The sequence below is a fragment of the Parapedobacter luteus genome (genome assembly GCF_900168055.1).
GTDB classification, from domain to species: domain Bacteria; phylum Bacteroidota; class Bacteroidia; order Sphingobacteriales; family Sphingobacteriaceae; genus Parapedobacter; species Parapedobacter luteus.
The window spans coordinates 23,631-42,942 of record NZ_FUYS01000007.1; the positions used below are offsets into that span (position 1 = coordinate 23,631).

General features: G+C 47.1%; 19 protein-coding genes. 2 read left to right on the forward strand and 17 right to left on the reverse strand.

Translation table 11 applies throughout. The annotated features are described in order from the left end of the window. Positions 1–69: 69 nt before the first annotated feature. The 10 genes from B5X72_RS13900 to B5X72_RS13945 form a co-directional block, all read right to left on the reverse strand. Positions 70–633, reverse strand: a complete 564-nt coding sequence (locus B5X72_RS13900; RefSeq protein WP_079717677.1) for a DUF3109 family protein — start codon at positions 631–633, stop codon at positions 70–72. Positions 634–648: 15 nt separating this feature from the next. After that, the gene (locus B5X72_RS13905; protein ID WP_079717526.1) at positions 649–1,443 is read right to left on the reverse strand and encodes a DUF3108 domain-containing protein; all 795 of its coding nucleotides are present in this window, start codon (positions 1,441–1,443) and stop codon (positions 649–651) included. A gap of 42 nt (positions 1,444–1,485) precedes the next feature. Next, a complete protein-coding gene (locus tag B5X72_RS13910) occupies positions 1,486–2,001 on the reverse strand; it encodes a DUF2480 family protein (RefSeq protein ID WP_079717678.1) in 516 nt (171 codons plus the stop codon). Between the two features lie 76 nt (positions 2,002–2,077). Next, positions 2,078–4,180, reverse strand: a complete 2,103-nt coding sequence (locus B5X72_RS13915) for a peptidylprolyl isomerase (protein WP_245826939.1) — start codon at positions 4,178–4,180, stop codon at positions 2,078–2,080. Between the two features lie 187 nt (positions 4,181–4,367). Next, positions 4,368–4,955 (reverse strand): LPS export ABC transporter periplasmic protein LptC, encoded by a 588-nt coding sequence (lptC, locus tag B5X72_RS13920; protein WP_079717528.1) that lies wholly within the window; start codon positions 4,953–4,955, stop codon positions 4,368–4,370. A 24-nt stretch (positions 4,956–4,979) separates the two neighbouring features. Continuing rightward, positions 4,980–6,311, reverse strand: coding sequence for a BamG family beta-barrel-assembly machinery protein (locus tag B5X72_RS13925; RefSeq protein ID WP_139378698.1), 1,332 nt, complete (start codon positions 6,309–6,311; stop codon positions 4,980–4,982). A gap of 12 nt (positions 6,312–6,323) precedes the next feature. Then, positions 6,324–7,016: a phosphoribosylformylglycinamidine synthase subunit PurQ gene (gene purQ / locus B5X72_RS13930; protein WP_079717530.1), complete on the reverse strand. Its 693-nt coding sequence runs from the start codon at positions 7,014–7,016 to the stop codon at positions 6,324–6,326. 203 nt (positions 7,017–7,219) lie between these two features. Further along, a complete protein-coding gene (locus tag B5X72_RS13935; RefSeq protein WP_245826940.1) occupies positions 7,220–8,155 on the reverse strand; it encodes a DUF6427 family protein in 936 nt (311 codons plus the stop codon). 141 nt (positions 8,156–8,296) lie between these two features. Further along, a complete protein-coding gene (locus tag B5X72_RS13940) occupies positions 8,297–9,157 on the reverse strand; it encodes a UDP-2,3-diacylglucosamine diphosphatase (RefSeq protein WP_079717532.1) in 861 nt (286 codons plus the stop codon). A 217-nt stretch (positions 9,158–9,374) separates the two neighbouring features. Further along, the gene (locus tag B5X72_RS13945) at positions 9,375–9,647 is read right to left on the reverse strand and encodes a DUF4342 domain-containing protein (RefSeq protein WP_079717533.1); all 273 of its coding nucleotides are present in this window, start codon (positions 9,645–9,647) and stop codon (positions 9,375–9,377) included. Between the two features lie 110 nt (positions 9,648–9,757). Between B5X72_RS13945 and dinB the strand changes: the two genes are divergently transcribed. Further along, positions 9,758–10,888, forward strand: a complete 1,131-nt coding sequence (gene dinB / locus B5X72_RS13950) for a DNA polymerase IV (protein WP_139378699.1) — start codon at positions 9,758–9,760, stop codon at positions 10,886–10,888. Between the two features lie 2 nt (positions 10,889–10,890). Here dinB and B5X72_RS13955 read toward each other — a convergent pair whose 3' ends face one another. The 6 genes from B5X72_RS13955 to B5X72_RS13975 all read right to left on the reverse strand — a co-directional run bounded on the left by B5X72_RS13955 (position 10,891) and on the right by B5X72_RS13975 (position 15,760). Next, positions 10,891–11,352: an NUDIX hydrolase gene (locus B5X72_RS13955; protein ID WP_079717679.1), complete on the reverse strand. Its 462-nt coding sequence runs from the start codon at positions 11,350–11,352 to the stop codon at positions 10,891–10,893. A 50-nt stretch (positions 11,353–11,402) separates the two neighbouring features. After that, positions 11,403–12,260: a DEAD/DEAH box helicase gene (locus B5X72_RS13960; protein WP_139378700.1), complete on the reverse strand. Its 858-nt coding sequence runs from the start codon at positions 12,258–12,260 to the stop codon at positions 11,403–11,405. A 1-nt stretch (position 12,261) separates the two neighbouring features. Beyond that, positions 12,262–12,639 (reverse strand): DEAD/DEAH box helicase, encoded by a 378-nt coding sequence (locus B5X72_RS20615; protein ID WP_139378701.1) that lies wholly within the window; start codon positions 12,637–12,639, stop codon positions 12,262–12,264. 274 nt (positions 12,640–12,913) lie between these two features. Beyond that, positions 12,914–13,243 carry a hypothetical protein gene (locus B5X72_RS13965; RefSeq protein WP_079717535.1) on the reverse strand — a complete coding sequence of 110 codons (330 nt, stop codon included), beginning with the start codon at positions 13,241–13,243 and terminating at the stop codon, positions 12,914–12,916. An 81-nt stretch (positions 13,244–13,324) separates the two neighbouring features. Further along, the gene (locus B5X72_RS13970) at positions 13,325–14,530 is read right to left on the reverse strand and encodes a serine hydrolase domain-containing protein (RefSeq protein WP_079717536.1); all 1,206 of its coding nucleotides are present in this window, start codon (positions 14,528–14,530) and stop codon (positions 13,325–13,327) included. Positions 14,531–14,728: 198 nt separating this feature from the next. Then, positions 14,729–15,760, reverse strand: coding sequence for a phosphotriesterase family protein (locus B5X72_RS13975; protein WP_176146211.1), 1,032 nt, complete (start codon positions 15,758–15,760; stop codon positions 14,729–14,731). A 174-nt stretch (positions 15,761–15,934) separates the two neighbouring features. Here B5X72_RS13975 and B5X72_RS13980 point away from each other — a divergent pair, with 174 nt between their 5' ends. Next, complete coding sequence (locus B5X72_RS13980; protein WP_079717538.1) at positions 15,935–18,883, forward strand: FAD-binding and (Fe-S)-binding domain-containing protein; 2,949 nt, start codon at positions 15,935–15,937, stop codon at positions 18,881–18,883. 18 nt (positions 18,884–18,901) lie between these two features. Here the strand turns inward: B5X72_RS13980 and B5X72_RS13985 are convergent, their stop codons facing one another. Continuing rightward, positions 18,902–19,306, reverse strand: coding sequence for a response regulator (locus tag B5X72_RS13985; RefSeq protein ID WP_079717539.1), 405 nt, complete (start codon positions 19,304–19,306; stop codon positions 18,902–18,904). Positions 19,307–19,312 lie beyond the last annotated feature (6 nt).

The window sequence follows — 19,312 nt, forward strand, 5'->3', positions numbered from 1 at the left end:
ACGGTCGGCAGCCACGGATAAAACCTGTTGATTAAAAACCGGCGCAAGATACTAAGATATTTTCATAACCTATAGCAGGGCTACCGATTCTTCCAACTCGTCATACCATTCCTGGCCATATTTGCGGATAAGCGGGTCTTTCAGAAACGTATACACGGGCATCTGGAGTTCCCGGCCAAGGGCACAAGCTGGTTGGCAAATGTGCCAGCGGTCATAGTGCAGTACGTCAAACTCAGGGTATGCCGTAGTACGGATAGGGTAGAGGTGGCAGGAAATAGGTTTTTTCCAACTGATTTCCCCTTTTTCGTACGCCTTTTCAATAGCACATTTGGTGATGCCGTTTTCCCAAGTCACATAGGCGCATTCTTTATGGCCATCTACACAAGGTGTCGTGAGATCGCCGTCGGCGTCGACGACGTGCGTGCCGAATTCTTCGACCGCGGCAATGCCCTTTTTCGTCATATAAGGTTTCACCTTGGGATAAATACCGTCCAGTACAGCCAATTCGTCTTCTTGCAACGGAGCACCAGCGTCGCCTTCCACGCAACATGCACCGCGGCACTTGCTCAGGTTGCATACAAATTCTTCTTTAACCAATTCTTCACTGACCAATACGGAGCCTACTTCAATCATCATGGTCGATTCACTTTATTTGGATACACCCTGCACTTTTTGTCCTAATGGATACTTCAATCCTGTGGCCTCGCTCAGCTCCAACGTAACGGAGCCTATCAATATTTCCACTTGTGCTTTTACCGGGATGCGGTTCCCATCGTTGGTGACCCATAAATACAGCCGGCTATCTTTCCTGAATATCCTTCCGGGAGTGATTTCGGGGCTGAATTTCAAACATTCGAGCGTGCCTAACGGTGTTTTCACGCTCTCAATACCAACGTATTCAATACCAAGCGTGGCAATTTCATCATTCAGGAAATAGGTCATGGTAAATGATTGCCCGGGTTTGACGTTGGATAAGTCCAGGTTTCGCGAGAAGTAATAAGCAGAAAGCAAATCGAATGTCTGGGCGGATTCGCTTTTGAATGTTCCCTTATTTCCCTGTACTGTGCGATTCCGATGGTCGAAACGGACGATATCTGTGCGGCGATAATTACCTTCCCGAATATTTTCTGTATAATAATGCGGTAAAAACGTTCGGGAATCGATATATGAATCATACCGGTTATCTACCGTGTAAAAAATGCTGAATGCATTGGATGTACGCCCCCTTGCCGAAAGGTGAAAACTGTGAGGGCTGCTGAATTTGATTTTTGAATCTTCAACAGTCAACGTACCGGTAGCGGCAGATATCACGCCATAGCGTAGCCGGTAACGGAGCTCCTCTCCTGCTTTGAAAGCAGATTCTTTTAGATAGGGGAGAGATTGCGCATTGGCAAACAGCGCCACGCCAAAGCAAAAGCAGATAAAGGCGAGCGTTCTCTTCATGCGCTATTCCTTACAAATAAAATGCCGCTTTTAACCATACGTTTACGCCTTACGCTTAAATACCGGTACGGTAGAACACGGTTCGCCATACATGATACTTTTCGCGACTTTACTCAACATAGCGGTAAATTTGACAAAGGCCGATTCGGGAACCTCGATATCACCACACCCTTTGACCACCACACGCTGGTCCCGGTATACTTCCATGTCTACATGTGCTAATGCTCTTTCATATAGCAGGGTTTCCATCGTGGCGAGATCCCCAAAAACAACCTCTTCAGCATAAGGTGCCAGACGGTTAGCCAATAGCATATAGGCCCATGTCGGAACAATCGCATCCGCCGTACAGGTAATGGCCACATATTTTCCCGTATATTGCGCCCAATCATGGGTTTTGACAAACTCCCTGAAATCCTTTTCCCGCAGGATGAGTCCATGAAATAAATTGTCTTTGATATCGTAGAGCACCCGATCGCCCTGGGGAGCAAAATGAGCAAGGTCTACGGTGACCAAGCCACTTTGAGCAACTTTATTGACGATAGTTTCCTGTATTTCCATAATCATAAAAAATCCGGATAACGTCTGCCGCTATCCGGATACAAAGTTACGAAAAATAACGTTCGATGCAGATTTACTAAAAGAACCTCGCTCGGTTGTCCTCAATATCAGCTTTATCTTGCAGCGCACGGAACGCTAGCGACCAGGTGCGCTGAGCCAGCGACTGTGTCATTTGGCGCTTTTGAGCACTCAAATCAGTCGGAGCAGCTGGATTGACAAATCCGGTGACCTCAACAATATACACCCCTTGGGAGCCTCTTATGGGTTTGGAAGGCTGCTTAGGTTGTAATCCAAAGACGGTACCAACAACGGCATTTTCCTGCGCTACTCCTGGTATTACTGGGTTTGCGAATACAATGTTCTCCGCCAGCGTAGGTGTCTTACCTAATTTCTGGCCAATTTGAGCAAGGCTAGTGGCGCCGTTGGCAGCTTCCGTTGCTTGGGCGATCAGCTTCTTGGCTTTTACCCGGTTGCGTACTACGCTTTCGATATCGCTTTTGACAGCCTCCAGCGGCAATTGGCCCTTCTTGTGAATATCAGTGACCCGCGCGACGATATATTTTGTGTCAGATTCGTACACTTTGTCCGTAACATCGCCCTTGTCAGCCTCAAATGCCCAACGAACAAGCTCACGGGGTACTTCAGTGCCGCTCAACATCGTTTCCATCGCCGTGATATCATTGGCCTTCAATACGGATAGCCCTTGCTGTGTAGCGGTCTCCTGAAAATTGTTTGAACGGAGCGCTCCGAAAAATTGGTTAGCTTTACTATAAGCGGCATCCATCGTCTCCCGGCCACTATTGATTTGTTTGTCAATGATGGCGGCTTTCACCACACGGGATGAGCCTATTTGGTCCTCTACTTTGATGATATGGATGCCGAATTGAGACGTAGCTATGACAACGTCTCCTTTGCGAGCATCAAAAGCGGCGTTTTCAAAAGCAGGGACCATCTGTCCCCGTCCAAACGTGCCGAGTTCCCCGCCGTTAATTTTGCTTCCTTCGTCAACGCTGAACTGTACCGCCAATGCAGCAAAGCTCTCGCCTTTTTCAATGAGTCCTTTAATGGAGTCTGCCTTCGCTTTTGCGCGGTCCGTTCCGCCCTCTGTAGCCGGGTTAAGCAGAATGTGGCTGGCTTTTACCGAATCAGGGCCAACCTTCGTCTCCACTATTTTGGCAATTTCAAACCGGCCGTTGGAAAGTACGGGGCCAACTACGGTGCCCAACGGTGCATTAAACACCAATGTATCTAGTGCAGGCGTGAATTCGCCTTGTTTACGAAAGATGTATGGATATTTGGTGTCTGAATTGACTGCAGCGAACAAGGAATCTGTAGTGGATTCGGCGAGTTGCGCTTTCAACTCGTCGATGGTTGTTCGTACCCGTGCGGTATCCTGTGCAGTTGGACTTGCATCGAAGACAACAAATTCAAGGCTACGGGTTTCTTCAGGGTTCTTAAATACACCTTTGTTTTCGTTGTAATATTCCTTATAATCTTGCTCAGTAACGGTTACGGCGCTGTCCGCTACACTGTCGTAGTCCAAAAGCACATACTCAAAATTAGCCAACTTGTTTCGTTGATTGTACTCTTCAGTAGCTTCCAGTGAAGTTATATAAATGCTGTTGTTTATCAGGTTGGTATACTTAGCACTTAACCGTTCGTCAATGACATTTTGCAATAAAGCCTCCCATTGACCGTGAGCCTCGTGGCCTTGCGGAAGTGTACCTACCTGAGAAATGAAGGAGGTAAGTTGAGCGCGGTCGAATTGCCCGGTCTGCGGGTTTCGGAAAGCTTGCTGGATTTGCATAGCTGGATTGTCGCCCTGTACAAGGTCATTCAATTCAGTCCGTCCTACAGCAAGTCCGATTCGTTCCACCTCACGCTTCAATAACTCGCGATTAAGGTATTGGCCCCATACCTGTTGTACGGCCCATGATCTCATCTGCGGACTCAGTGTACCTCCTCCCATTTGTTGACGAAACATCTCTGAGGTCTGGTCTACTTGCGCATTGAATTCATTAATGTCGATAGATTCACCATTAATACTGCCAACTTGGTTTTGATGGCGCGCCCAAAATGGTGTCCCATAGTTAATTACGTCTCCCAACAAAAACGCAAAAATCGCGAAACCGATAAAAACAACGATAATCACTCCCGCACGGTTGCGCAAATAATTCATTAATCCCATAGCCTGTATAAAACTGTTTCTGTTAAGCTGTTATTTATTATGTCAAATCTTGTTTTCAGGTGGTTGTCCCCCGCCTTTTTCAAAATGAGGCGCAAGATACGATTTTTATCAAAAAAAGAATAAAAACTTCAATAAATCATCTCATTCGCAGCTGTTAAGGGATTTGGAGCACTGGTCGTTACCGAAATGTTGGACCCTGCCCTTCCTCAAATATGTACAACCCCGTTGAGTTCTGTACCTCGATGTTTTCAAAATTGCCGTCTGATTGAAAAGAAGAACCCATGAAGTTTCCGCGCCCGTCCTTGAAATACGCTTCAATGGATACGTGGTTGTAAAATATATTTGCTTTCTGGTCGTAGATGAGTTCCTCTGTTTTAATGATTGACCCGTCTGCCCGCGTAATCACGACATTACCCCTGAACTCGGTGAGTTCTTGCACCTCTTTTTGGATGGCATAGTCCGACGTAATACGCTGGGTTTCTTTGCCGATGTCGTCAAAGAAAATGATGGTTACGCCTTTTTGGAATTCGTAATACGGCTCTTTTACATTGTAGTGTCGCATTTCCGGGGCGGTCATCCTTGCTTTGACTTTAGCCGAATCACTATAGACGACGGTTACGCCCTGTGATATATCCACCGGTTCCTCGGCTTGAATCGCCGCGATACGATCAACCTCTTTCAGGTCCGTTTCGCATGAAGTCAATACCGCCGCCACGGTAAGCGTGGCAGCTGCAACATGTAAAATATTATTACTCAACACGTTCATGATCTGCCATCATGAGAATTTGTATTAGTCATAACGCCTGCGTTGAAACCAACGCTCATTCAGGGTAAATCCTAAATTAAAATTGATATAGCGTTCGCGCACAAGATTGTTCGAGAGTGTACCTCGCTGACCCAGCTCAGAAGAAAAGTTGATTTTGTAAAATGCACCTCCAAACAGCGATGGCAAAGGAAAGCCAAAACCTACGGTCAGTGCCATCTGCTTGATATCTTGGTTTTCAATGTTGATGTATGACTTATTATATTTAAACCCCAGCCGGTAGTCGATGACATTGAAATAGCTCACAGACGTGATGTCAGGAGTAATTTGGCCGCCAACAGCGAAGCCATAGCTATCGGAGAGCGCTGGATTATGATCACCGATACGGTAGCTGCTCCATTTTGCGTAATTGACATCTCCTCCCACCATCCACTTATTGCCTTTAGCGATGCTGAATCCAACGCTATGTTTCATTGGCATGGTGATCCGCTGCTTTTGGCCTTCATACGTATGAATGGAGTCTAAGGGCAGGTTTTCAAAGTCATCTTCAACGCTCGTAGGCGTACGCGTGATCACGCGTGAGGCTTGGGTGTTCAGCGGCGTGCCAGCCGTACCAGCGTACCCTACAGTAAGGCTTACGTTATTGCCCAAGAGTTGGAAGTACTGGGCGCCATAGTCAAAACTGAAGCCATTTACATATTGCGTACTGTCTTGTCGTACATGTAAAGCGCCTATGTCGTTGGGGAATTCGACCGAATTGATACTTTCCAATGTGCCGAAGATATAAGAGACATTTGCACCGACACTGAAATTGTTGTTGATAGCGATGCCATACCCCAAGTAGGCTTTTGTCGTGCCACCTGCTCCGGCATATACGGTACGGATGGCCGTGGTGTCAATTGCACCAGGGATTGCATAGCTAAAGCCAACGTCGGAAAACGGCATGATACCGAAGCTCAGACCACCCGGACGGCCCAGTGGGATACCGAAATTAATGTGGCTTAGCGAAAAATTGTAAGAGTTCTCAGCGCGTTGGTTCCTGCTTAATTGCGTAATATTGCCAAAGACGCCTACGTCTACAGTAGTAAATTGAAGGGCAGAATACGCGGCAGGATTGGCGACGTTGATATTTCCATAACCGCTTTGGTAGCGGACGCCAGTAGCGATACCGCCCATGGCACGGGTCTGTGGCAAAAGGTCACCGCGAATTTCTCCCAATCCAAATCGAGAATACGGCGAACTGGTGGTTGAGCGCTGCGCATACACCAAGGTAGAGGTCAGGAAAAAAACGGGGAGAATAACAACTTTCAGAATATGATGCATGGTACGATGAGAGTGCTTCGGGATGCGGTGCTGCATAAATAAACTTAGTTACGATAGTGCAGTATGAAGGATAGATTCAAAAATGCCTAATCCGTCCTCATTTCCCAATACGCAATCTGCGGCGCGCTCCGGATGTGGCATCATACCGAATACATTACGTGCCCGGTTGCACACGCCCGCTATGTTGGCTATAGAACCATTGGGGTTCGCCGCCTCAGTGATATTGCCGGCAGCATCACAATAACGGAACAATACCTGATCGTTGTCGTTTAACGACTTCAAAGTGTCGGTGTCAACGAAATAATTGCCCTCACCATGAGCGACGGGAATTTTATAGGCTCGGTCAAGATCCAATTGTGCCGTAATTAGGGAATTTGATGTTTGTGCCTTCAGGTAAACATTCTCGCAGATAAACTTCCGTTGTTTGTTGTGCAGCAGTGCACCGGGAACCAGCCCGGCCTCGGCGAGGATCTGGAAGCCATTGCAAATACCTAACAGATAACCACCTTTATTGGCATAGGCGATGATTTCCTGCATAATTGGAGAAAAACGCGCTATCGCCCCTGAACGGAGATAATCCCCGTAGGAAAATCCACCCGGCAATACAATAAATTCGGCCCCCTGCAAATCATGGTCTTTGTGCCATAGGCGCACCACCTCTTGCCCCATTATGTGTTCTAAAACGTAAATGATATCCTCATCGCAGTTAGAACCCGGAAATATAACCACACCGAACTTCATGTGAATATGTTAAATGATACAATCTATAAATAATGCGGTAACTAAGTAATATACTGTCTGTTGGTCAAACCTGCGTCCACAGGGTTGCCTATCCGCTGAAAAAGTATGCAAAGCTATCTAATTTTTAGTTGTCACGGGACATCCTTTTTGTTAAAAAAGGTTAAAACCCTGTTTGTAAATTGGTTAGATTGGATGTAAACAGGTCAGAAAAACTGAAAATAAATAATAGTCAGCAATAACAGTGCAAATACGCTTTCATAAAACCATCGCGTGGTTGCATAATTAAAATAATAGGTCATGTATATGGCTATTGGCGGTACAGCGAGTAGGAAGTGGTTTGCTGCTAGATCTGCATTGAGGTAAAAAGAAATAATGGACAGGATAAACATGCAGAATAATAGCTGGAAGGACTTGCGTATATGTACAACGCTTTTGAAGAGATTCTGTCGCAAGGAAAGAATAAATAATATCATGATGATTACTACGGGAAGCAGCACTAAGTAGTCGTAAATGTCTATGTGTATAGAAGTGGGAAAAGCATAAGTTAATGGAAGCCAGATTTCGTAGAATGCGTCCATCCGGTCAAACCACAGATACACCACCCCCAATAGGAAATATACGGTAGCAAAACCAATGGGAGGTGCTAACCACTCGCGCCAATTGAATGGGCGGAAAATGATTAGACTGCACCAGAGCAATAACAACATGATGATGAACGGAAAATAAACCAAACTACCCAGCGCCACAATCATACCCAAATCAAACATCAAAGGCTTTATTTCGGTACGCCGATAAATACTGAGTAGTTTGTCAAGCATCCAAATGCTGAGAAAGTTGCAAATTAAAATGGGAGACAGTACTAAAAAGGGTAATATCAGGCTGGCAAGTGTCATAAACATCAATGCTGCCAAAAAACTAGGCCGACCTACCAAATTGAAGTGGTTCACCACCTTATTGATGAACAGGGCCTGTGCAATAGTAAGCACTAACGTAATGATAACATTCGCTTGGGGCGAGATGTTTTCGGCAGACAGTTTGCCGGTGAAATTACTTATTGCCGGCTCAAAGAATACAGGCACTAAGTTCTCCGGTAAGTGCGTAAACACGCCCAGGCATAGGACGAGCCCTACAACCGACAATAAAAATATATTTAAAGGCGTATATTTCCGAAACTGATTAATCATATTGCAAGCGCCACTTCCACGCTACAATAATAAGAAGACGGATTGGATATTTGATGCTGACATTGGATAAATAGTCGGCCGCGCCAATTTCTGCACCTAAACAGCAGGTTCAGATTTGAATAGGTCGAGTAGCCGTTTGATGTCGAGCTTGCCGTTTAGGTCGTCGTTCTCCGAGGTGTCCGCGTCCAGGTCAGCCAAGTCGGACAGCGGGTAGTCCGCAGCGTGATAGCGGTATATCTGCCAAGTGCCTTTATGGTATTCCAATGCTGTCAGGTTTTCTACCCAGTCGCCGGAGTTGAGGTAAGTGACCGTACCCTTTTCAGTTTCGATTTGTCGGATTTCAGGCTGGTGAATGTGGCCGCAAATGACATACTCGTATCCCTTTTCAATAGCCAGTTCGGCGGCCGTTACCTCAAAATCGTTGATGAATTTGACGGCGTTTTTTATGCTGTTTTTTATCCGCTTAGATAAGCTCATCTTTTCCCTGCCCAGTTTGGTGAGCATCCAGTTGACGAAACTGTTTAGCAAGATGAGGCTATCATATCCGATGGCTCCTAAGCGTGCGAGCCATTTGGAATGTTGCATGGTTACATCGAAGATGTCGCCATGGAAAATCCAAGCTCGTTTTTTGCCGATAGGTAGCGAGAGCTTGTTGGTCAACGTGAGCGAACCTAACTGGAAGTCCGTAAATTTGCGGAGCATCTCGTCGTGATTACCTGTCAGGTAGGTTACCGGCACTCCTTCGGCTACAAATTTAAGAATTTTCCGAACGACCTTCATGTGTGACTCGGGCCAATAGCGTTTGCTGAATTGCCAGACATCGATAATGTCGCCGTTGAGTAGCAGCTGCTTTGGTTTAATGCTTTTGAGGTAGCGCAAGAGTTCCTTGGCGTGGCAGCCATAAGTGCCGAGGTGTACATCAGACAAGATGACAAGGTCTACATCCCGTTTATTCATACGTAGTGTATTAACAATCTTCCCTGTCTTCAAACCGTACATCGATGTACTTGGCAAATAAATACAACAATCCGCCTAAGCAAAGGATGGTGGCGCAAATCGTTATTTCCAACAGGTATGCCATATTACCTGCAAAGTAAAGGTGCCGACATTACCTGAATGTTAGTGACGGATTAATTTTATGATTGATTTTCAATAAATTCAATCCCACCGGACGCTAAGGCGCTTGGTTGTTGCTATCATCGCCCGTAGCGTCTTCCCGTTCTACGGTAATTGAGCATTCGCCAATCAATGCGGCGAGCGCACCTATTGCTGCGAAGAGGGGGGCTACAATAGTGCCTACTACCCCCACGGTGAGCGGAAAGCTCATGATCTCCTTTCCTGCTTTGTCTGAGATGGTAATTTTGCGGATGTTTCCTTCCGCAATCAGTTCTTTTATCTTTTTAAGCAGATTTTCACCGTTTATCCGAAATGATTCTTTTGATGGCATATCCCGCTATTTATATAAGTGTCGTATCAAATTTAACAAATAATTGGGTGGAAATTCCATCGCGTGTTATAAAATTTGCTACCTTGCCTACACACGGCAACATGCGAAATATGAGGAGGCAACGTAAGATCATTCACGTTGACATGGATGCGTTTTACGCTTCGGTAGAACAGCGCGATTTCCCCGAATATCGGGGGAAACCGCTTATTGTCGGTGGTTTGCCAGAAGGGCGTGGAGGAGTCGTAGCTACCGCAAGTTATGAAGCGCGCAGCTATGGTGTCCGGTCAGCTATGCCCTCTAAAGTCGCTCAACGCCTTTGTCCGGATGCGCTGTTTGTTTATCCCCGGTTTGATGCATATAAAGCGGCGTCCCGGCATATTCGTGAAATCTTCCATCGGTATACCGACATTGTCGAACCGCTGTCATTGGATGAAGCTTATTTGGATGTCACCGATGATAAACAAGGGATAGGATCTGCGCTCGTTATCGCTAAACGGATAAAACAAGCTATCCGGGAAGAGTTGCAACTGACCGCATCTGCGGGTGTTTCTATCAATAAATTTGTGGCGAAGATTGCGTCAGATATGCAAAAGCCAGATGGCCTTACGTTTATTGGCCCTTCAAAAATAGAGGCCTTTATGGAAGAATTACCGGTGGAAAGATTTTTCGGTGTGGGCAAGGTCACCGCTGCCAAGATGAAAGCGATGGGGTTCAATATAGGGGCTGACCTCAAGAAACTTTCTGAAGCCGAGCTGATACGCTACTTCGGCAAACCCGGGCGGTTTTATTATCAGATTGTTCGGGGAATAGATCATCGAGAAGTGCAGCCCCATCGGGAGGCAAAGTCGGTAAGTGTGGAGGATACTTACCAGCAGGATCTTACGGCTGTCGATGACATGTTGGCTGAATTGGGACGACTCACGGTTAAGCTGGTCTCCCGCTTACAAGGCGCGCAGTTGAAGGGACGTACGATTACGGTTAAGTTCAAATTCCATGATTTTAGCCTGATGACACGTAGTCACACGCTCCAAGAGCCGGTGAATGATGAAGGAAGCCTTTTTCACATCGTGAAGCGCATCATCGGTAAAGTGGATTTACGGGGGCGGAAAATACGCCTGCTTGGAGTGGGGGTGTCTAATCTTGAGAAACAAGACGGTGCGCGCAGAGAAAAAACAATCGATGCCCAGTTAAAGCTATTCGCTGCCCCTTCTTCAGATGATGCGCAGCCGTCAGACTTATGATTTTAAGCTTGTTGAAGGGCCTGTAAATAGTCCAGCCATATTACTTGCGCCGTATTGATTTTTTTGCGTGCTTCTTCAAGTGAAAACCACCCAGCTTTATCTATCTCTGGAAATGTACGCATACTGCCCGACTTGGGTGGCCATTCCAAGGCGAAGGTATTGCTTACCACTACCGACGGGTCAATATCATATTGTCCTGCCCAAGCCATAACGACTTTGCCTCCCTTTTGCTTTACCGCGGGCAATGGAACGGGGCTGTCTATGGCCGGTGCTATGCCTGTTTCTTCTTCAAATTCGCGCACCGCAGCATGAAACGGTTCCTCATCATCTCCGTATTCTCCTTTCGGTATAGTCCACGCGCCGTCGTCTTTCTTGGCAAAAAAAGGTCCGCCCGGATGGACCAGAAATACTTGTAATTCCGGTTTATACCGATAGATCAAGAGTCCTGCGCTTCGCTTTCCCATTGTGGTCGCATACATCAAGGTAAGGGCCGCTCAAATTACCGATGCCCTCGCTAGGCCGGCGTATGAGTTTTTGGCCGCCTGCGTTTTTTTCTTTTCTTCGGTTTTAGAGGTATTGGTTTATCAAGTTGTTCGTCTTGTATGGCCTTAGTAGCTGTCACAAAGGGATGATCGACATCCAATGGAATCTGCTGTTTCGTCAATCGAATAATTTGCGATAGGTATTCTAACTCTTCGGGCGCGCAGAATGAGAAGGCACGGCCGCTTTCGCCCGCCCGGCCTGTCCGTCCTATGCGATGCACATACGTTTCCGGCTCGTTAGGCAAATCGTAGTTAACCACCAGTTGAAGACGCTCGATATCGATGCCCCGAGCAGCGATGTCGGTAGCTACCAATGCCTGAATTTTTCCGGCTTTGAATGCTGAAAGTGTGTTTTGCCGTGTTTGTTGTTTCTTGTCGCCATGAATGGCGCCCGCAGAAATGCCGTTTTTCTTTAACTTTTTAGCAATTCTATCGGCTCCAAATTTCGTCCTTGAAAAAACGAGTATGTTGGTATCGGCAGCTTCTTTTTTGATTAAGTGAATCAGCAGGTTAGCTTTATCCGGTTTTTCCACTGGGTAGACTACTTGTGAGATTTTATCTACCGTTGAGGCGACCGGCGTCACAGCAATCTGTTGTGGGTTTCTCAGCATCGTATTCGCAAGCTTTATGATGTCAGTGGGCATGGTTGCTGAGAATAGCGATGTATGGCGGTTAGCCGGGATAAGTTTGATAATCTTTCTGACTTCCTTAATAAAGCCCATATCGAGCATCTGGTCTGCTTCATCCAGCACAAAAAAAGCGACGTTTTGCAACGAAAGTTCCTGTTGCGCAATCAAGTCAAGCAGGCGTCCTGGGGTGGCCACAAGCATCTCAGGCTTTTTTTTTCAGTTCACTGATTTGGCTATTTATCGATACACCGCCGAACACCACGGTATGACTGATATGGGTGAAGCGTGTATATGCTGCTATGTTTTCGTCTATTTGGATGGCTAGTTCCCGTGTGGGGGCGACAATAAGTGCCATTGGCCCATTTGATGGCATGTTTGGTGCGTATTCAAGCAAATGCTGGATAATCGGCAGGGCAAATGCAGCTGTTTTGCCAGTGCCGGTCTGAGCACAGGCGAGTACGTCGATTTTTCTAAGGATGATCGGAATGGCTTGTTGTTGGATAGGGGTAGGTAGATGGTAGCCTGAAACCTTCAGCGCCTGTAATAGTGGTTCGGCAAGATTTAAATTCGAAAATGACAAGTTTCAACGTTTTATGACTAACTAATAATCCGCCCAAGTCTTTCAGCACATCACGAACACGGTACCGCGTAAAGATGCATATTTTCAATCGTTGTAGCAAACTCGAACCAGTAAATTGTTTACGCTTAACTTATTGTGGCGAATCCCCGTCCATAGCTGGAACGGGGATTTTTGTTGTGCACGATGCTTTTTGTTGGTTCAGAGGCCGATGCTCATGGAGATGCCCGTCTTTACGCAGGCTGGATCGGCTAATACTTTCACGCGCTTGCGTGGCTTAAAGGATCAGTATGAGCGCCAAAATGATTAGAATGATAGCGCCTACGGACAGGTAAACTCCGCCAGAGCCAAGTGCACGCGCCTTTTTGTTCATGTCACGAAGCTCTTTTTTAAGGGCTTTACGTTCCTCCTTGCTCAGGTTTGTTTTATCCATGGCTTTGATTTCAGCCACCCGGGCCCGCATCTCAGCGAGTTTTGTTGCCGTAGCAGCCTCCGTCTTATCCATTGTCTTGCCCGGATGCTCATCGGTCATCTTTGCCGATACCGGTACACCGAATGTGAATGACAACATTACCATTGCCAGCAAAGCATATGTTTTTGCCTTCATATCTTGACACTTAAGTTTAACTTTGTATCGTAGACAGCGAAAGCGATAAATTGTTTGCCGTTGTGAAAAAAAACACGGCGCTTACTTTTGTAATGCTTCGAGTACATTGCGGATCAGGCCATCCATTTCCTTATTTTCAATCCAGCGGGCTACCACGACCAGATCATGTTCGGGATCGCAGTAGATCATATTGGTGCCATTGCCGATGTGTACCCACGAGGTTTCAGGGGCAGAAGGAAGTAGTTTTTTGTCCGTATTCAAAAACCAGTTCATATAGCCATAGCCTGTATTGGCTGCCGTTGGTGTCAATGCCTGCTTGATCCACTGCTGACTGATGAGTTGTTTGCCGTTCCAATTGCCATGGTGTAGTGTGAGCAAGCCGAACCTGGCCATGTCGTATGCATTGATGAATAGGCCGCCTCCCCAGTGCCCTCCGCCACTTACTGATTGAATAGCCTGCCCATTGAGCACAATCCATGAATTGTGATATCCTGTCCAGTGCCAAGTATTGGATGCACCAATCGGATCCATGATGTATTCCTTTAAGACATCGGGGAGTGGTCTTCGCCAGATGGTGGTTGCCGCCAGGGCCAGTGCATTGACCCTTACATCGTTGTATTTCCATACCGCACCAGGCTCGTGACGATCTCGGGTTTTCCACTCATCAATATTGCCTTGTGGTCTGTCTGCCCAATCGGGCTTGTCCCATAGTGTGCCCTCCCAATCGCTTGTTTGTCTCAGCATGACCTCCCACGTCAGCTTACGGTTATGTTTCGATTCAAACGGGTATATGAACTCAGGAGGTGTATTGCCTCCAGGGCCAAAAATTTCTATGGGCGGTATAGCGTGAGCGATTGTGTCTAAGGTACTGCCAATCAGATGACGGTCGACCGCCAGCCCTACGACGGTAGATAGAAAGCTCTTCGTTACGCTATGCGTCATATCCACGCGCGACGGATTCCCCCATTCTGCTACGATATATCCTTTGTAAATGATCAGTCCGGTTGCTCCGCCGCGATCTTTCAACGGTCCAATCGGATCACTCAACGGTTCCCGGCCAAAGCTGTGGATTTGCGCCAACAAGCCTTCGCGCACGGTCTTTGCCTCGTGTCCCGTAGCAAACTCGACCGCTTGGTCAATCGCCGCAGCATTCAGCCCAAGCTGCGCGGGAGATTGGCGTTGCCATGCAGACGGTGGCGGAAAATAAATTGTTTGTCCGATAGCCAACTGCCCGCAGCATATGGAGGCGGCTGAAAGAAATAATAACCAAGAAATCCGTGCTTTCATGGGCTAAAAATAGGTGATTTTTGGCGATTTTGTTTTTTTATTTGAATGTTAGCTACAGATGCATCCAACCCTTGCTTTATCAATGCCAACGGACGCCAGTCGTTTCATAGATGAGACCATTCATACTTGCCGATATATGGGTGCTTATCGCCCAGGAAATGACCAGCCATATGCTCCAACTTGGCGTAGTTTTTTTCACTAGACTTTTCGGACTTTTACCGCTAATGCGTTAGCCGGATTGGTTTTAAAGAGCAGCGTCAGCTCGTTGTCGGTAAACTGTGCTTTTTTCAGGGCAGGAATGAGATCGGTGAACACGGAAACATACGGACGGAAAACGCCGCCGCGCGGAGTCCCTACCTGATACCAGCCGGCATCGTGTGATAATAAAATCCGATGCAAAAGGTGTTGCTTTTTCATGTCAATCAAAAACGCCAAGTAACGGTCCGTCAGTTGCGGATATAAGCCGTCAAAGGCAATCCAACCGCCCGCCTTTGCGGCCTGAATGTGTATGGCCCTGTCTGCTTCATTTTGTGCATGCGTCCATACCCAGGCATCGGCCTTTACGCCTATATCTTCGATGATCGTTAGCTGTTCAAGTGCAGCCTTTCCGTCTCCGGTGTGCACAAATATAGTTAATCCAGTTTCCAGATGGGCGAGCGCAGCCGCTCGGATTAGCTTTTGCTGTGTTGCCGATAATGGATAATTGTCGACCCCTGTTTTGATAATCCCAGGTCTAATCGGCGTCTCGCCGATGCCCTCCCTCCATTCAGTTGTCCATCGTGCGGCCAACTGCTCAGCAGACTCCGTGTAGGCATGGGGAGGGAGGTATTTCTCTCTGGCGGCACCATAGTATCCTGTATTTGTAATGATGTGCATTCCGCAGGCGTCTGAGAGCCGTTGTAATAACTTTACATTTCGGCCCAGCCATTGAGGTGTACAGTCGACGAAAGTCCGGGCTCCGTAGAGATACGCTTGTTTCAGGTAGGGCAATACGGTGTCGTACACCTCATCTTCGACGTAGCGTGCTGGATTCACTTGATCGGCACCGATGAAATCAACTAAGGTATGTTCATGTGGCAATATAAAACCAGCCTTCATGCGTGATATTGGTCCATTGACCGTCATAAGGTAATCACTCGCTGATAAGAAGTGTTGCAAACGGTCATGCACACTTACACAAGGCAACGTAACCCATATCCCATTCCGAATGAAATCTCTTCGCGTTATCATGGTTTTTTGTAAACTTGGATAGTATTCGAATACAAGATGCATTAAATTGCGAACTTTTGCAAGTGCCTGCCTTGAAAAAGCTGTATCAGCATCGATGAGGTAGGGGCTGGCATAAGGAATAACGTTTCCGTTGCCCCGTAATTAACTGGTGATGTGTATCTTTAGCACGTGAAAATGAACGCAGCAGCTATATATGACGGGCTATCCAGATTGAGCGGCATCTTAAATGGTCCGCTCTATTACGACGGCAGCGCCCAACACCAAGCCATACTAAGAGCCTATTCTACGGACGCTTCGGTATACCAAGAACGTCCGTTAGCCGTCGTTATTCCAAAAGATCCCGATGACTTACGGGAGTTGATCGCGTTTGCACGCAGACATGGGATTACGCTCATTCCCCGTACGGCAGGCACTTCGTTGGCTGGGCAAGTAGTTGGCGACGGTATCGTGGTGGATATGTCTAAGTATTTCAATCGTGTATTAGAGGTAAATCCAGAAGAACGTTGGGTACGTGTACAACCCGGCGTTGTACGCGATGACCTTAATGCTTATCTTCGCCCTTATAACCTGATGTTCGGCCCGGAGACGTCTACTGCCAATAGGGCGATGGTGGGAGGAATGATAGGTAACAATTCTTCCGGCTTACATTCTATTGTGTGGGGCGATACACGCAGTCATCTGCTATCAGCCAATGTACTACTGGACGATGGCTCGGAAGTCGTGTTTGAAGCGCTGAATGAACAGGCGTTATTCAATAAACTGGTGTTGGATAATCGTGAAGGGCAGATCTACCGCCAGACCATAGACTTGCTGTCCATACCTGCAAATCAGCGAGCTATCAAAACAGGTTACCCCAGACCATCACTCACCCGACGGAATACAGGGTATGCGTTGGATATGCTCATTGACGCTTCGCAACCGTTCAATTTCTGCAAATTGCTTGCCGGGTCAGAGGGGACGCTGGGTATCCTCACCGAAGCCAAGCTTAGCCTCCTGCCATTGCCTCCTAAGGAGGTGGGATTACTGTGTATCCATTGTCATACGCTTATTGAATCGCTGCATGCCAACATTATAGCACTGCAACATCATCCTGCAGCCTCCGAATTGGTAGATAAGTACATCATGGATTTCACCAAAGGCCATCCCACGTACCAGTATAACCGATTTTTCATTGAAGGTGATCCTGAAGCACTGCTGATGGTCGAATTCCGGGGTAATAGCTTGGCTGAAGTCCAACGGAAAGCGGAAGCATTGAGCGCTGATTTGTTGGCAAAAGGCTTAGGTTATGCTTATCCTCTAATTACGGGGCATCGGACCAACCTGGTATGGGATGTGCGCAAAGCTGGCTTAGGGCTTATACGTAATCTACCGGGCGATATCCAACCTGTGAACCTAATAGAGGATTGCGCGGTATCTCCAGAAGATCTGCCAGCGTACATTACAGATTTGCAGCGTATTTTGGAACGCCATGGCCTCAAAGCTTCCTATTATGCACATGCCGGCGCCGGTGAATTGCACGTAGAACCGCTTATCAATCTAAAGACCACCGAAGGGCGAGAAACCTTCCGAACGGTACTTGCTGAGACGGCTCAATTGGTGAAAAAGTACAACGGCTCGCTTAGTGGAGAACATGGAGATGGACGGCTGCGCGGTGAATTCATCGGTGCTGTATTGGGCAGTGAGGTTTACGGATTATTGAAACAAGTGAAAGCTATTTTTGATCCGCAGGGTGTCTTCAATGCCCATAAAATTGTCGATACACCGCCTATGGACAAGTTCCTGCGGTACGAACAAGATACTTCTACGATAAAAGTGGAAACGGTATTTGATTTCAGCAGGCAGGAGAGTATCCTGCGGTTAGCCGAAAAATGTTCAGGATCTGGAGACTGCCGTAAAACCCATATTGCCGGAGGCACCATGTGCCCCTCGTACATGGCCACCCGAGAAGAAAAAGACACTACCCGTGCGCGGGCTAATATGCTGCGGCAATTTCTCACCGGTTCGCCCAAAGCCAACCGATTTGATCACCCGGAAATTAAGGAGGTAATGGATCTTTGCCTAAGCTGTAAGGGGTGTAAGACAGAGTGCCCTTCTGGTGTGGATATTGCCAAGATGAAGGCTGAATTTCTTCAGCATTACTACGATGCCAATGGCACGCCGTTCAGGGCACAGGTAATCGCCAATTTTACGAGATCTCAGCGGCTGGCTTCCTATTTCCCCAGGATTTACAACGCCATGATAAATAGTAAGCTTTTAGCTGCTTTGATTAAAGGAACACTTGGCTTCGCCCAAGGGCGATCGTTGCCGGAAGTGGGGCATGTAAGGTTACACAAGTGGATCAAACGGCAACTGCGCGTCAATCAGTCCGGTGACCGTCCTGCCAGGTGGAAAAAGCAGGTGTATCTATTTTGTGATGAATTCACGGATTACAATGATGTACATATCGGGCAAACGGCATACCACTTGCTCACGGCATTGGGCTATGAGGTACGGCTTGCCAAACATACGGAAAGTGGACGAACGTATCTTTCAAAAGGATTGGTACGTAAGGCGAAAATTATCGCCAACCGAAATGTCCAGTACCTGAAGGACGTAATCACGGCGGACACCCCTTTGATTGGTATTGAGCCGTCGGCTATCCTCACATTTCGCGATGAATATCCGGAGTTGGTCGATGAACAATGGGTGGCAGACGCTGCCCGCCTTGCAAAGCATGCCTTGCTCATCGACGAATTTATCCTTCAAGAAATGAATGCGGGAAATATCGATTCAGCTTATTTTACCGACCAGAGTCGGATAATTAAGCTGCATGCGCATTGCTACCAAAAAGCTTTCCATTTGGTAGATTCCACCGTAAAGGTGCTTTCATTGCCTAGCGGATACCAAGTAGAAACCATTCCATCTGGTTGCTGCGGTATGGCCGGTTCGTTCGGTTATGAAAAGGAACATTATAACGTGTCTATGAAAATAGGTGAGCTCGTGTTGCTCCCAGCGGTAAGAGATACGCCTGGCGAAGTGATTATCGCTGCGCCGGGAACCAGTTGTCGCCATCAAATCAAAGATGGTACAGGTAGGAAGGCATATCACCCCGTAGAAATCCTTTGGGAAGCATTGAAACGTTGAAAAGTAAAAAAATAGCAATCAGTCTGCAAAAAAATGAGTCAAGTGCCTGGAGAATTTTAAGGTGGAGAGATCTTCCCGTTTTATCGGTTTGACGAGATAACCGGCAAGCTGGTCATAGGTCATTGCTCGTTCTTTGTCAGCCTTGTCAATCGATGATGTGACGATGACCACGCGTATCTGATTACGGTAAGGCAATAAACTCAAGGCGTCCAGCACGTCCCATCCACTCATGACCGGCATATTGATGTCAAGGAATAGCAGGAATCGCTTGTCTGCAGAAATATGCTGTTTTAATCGCATGAGTGCTTCCTTACCACTTGTACAAATTTCTGGCTCCCTCGCGATGCCCGTGTTATTGAGCAAAACCTTGGCCATCGTGTTAAACATCTTATCATCATCAATTACCATGACATGTAGCTCCATTGTATA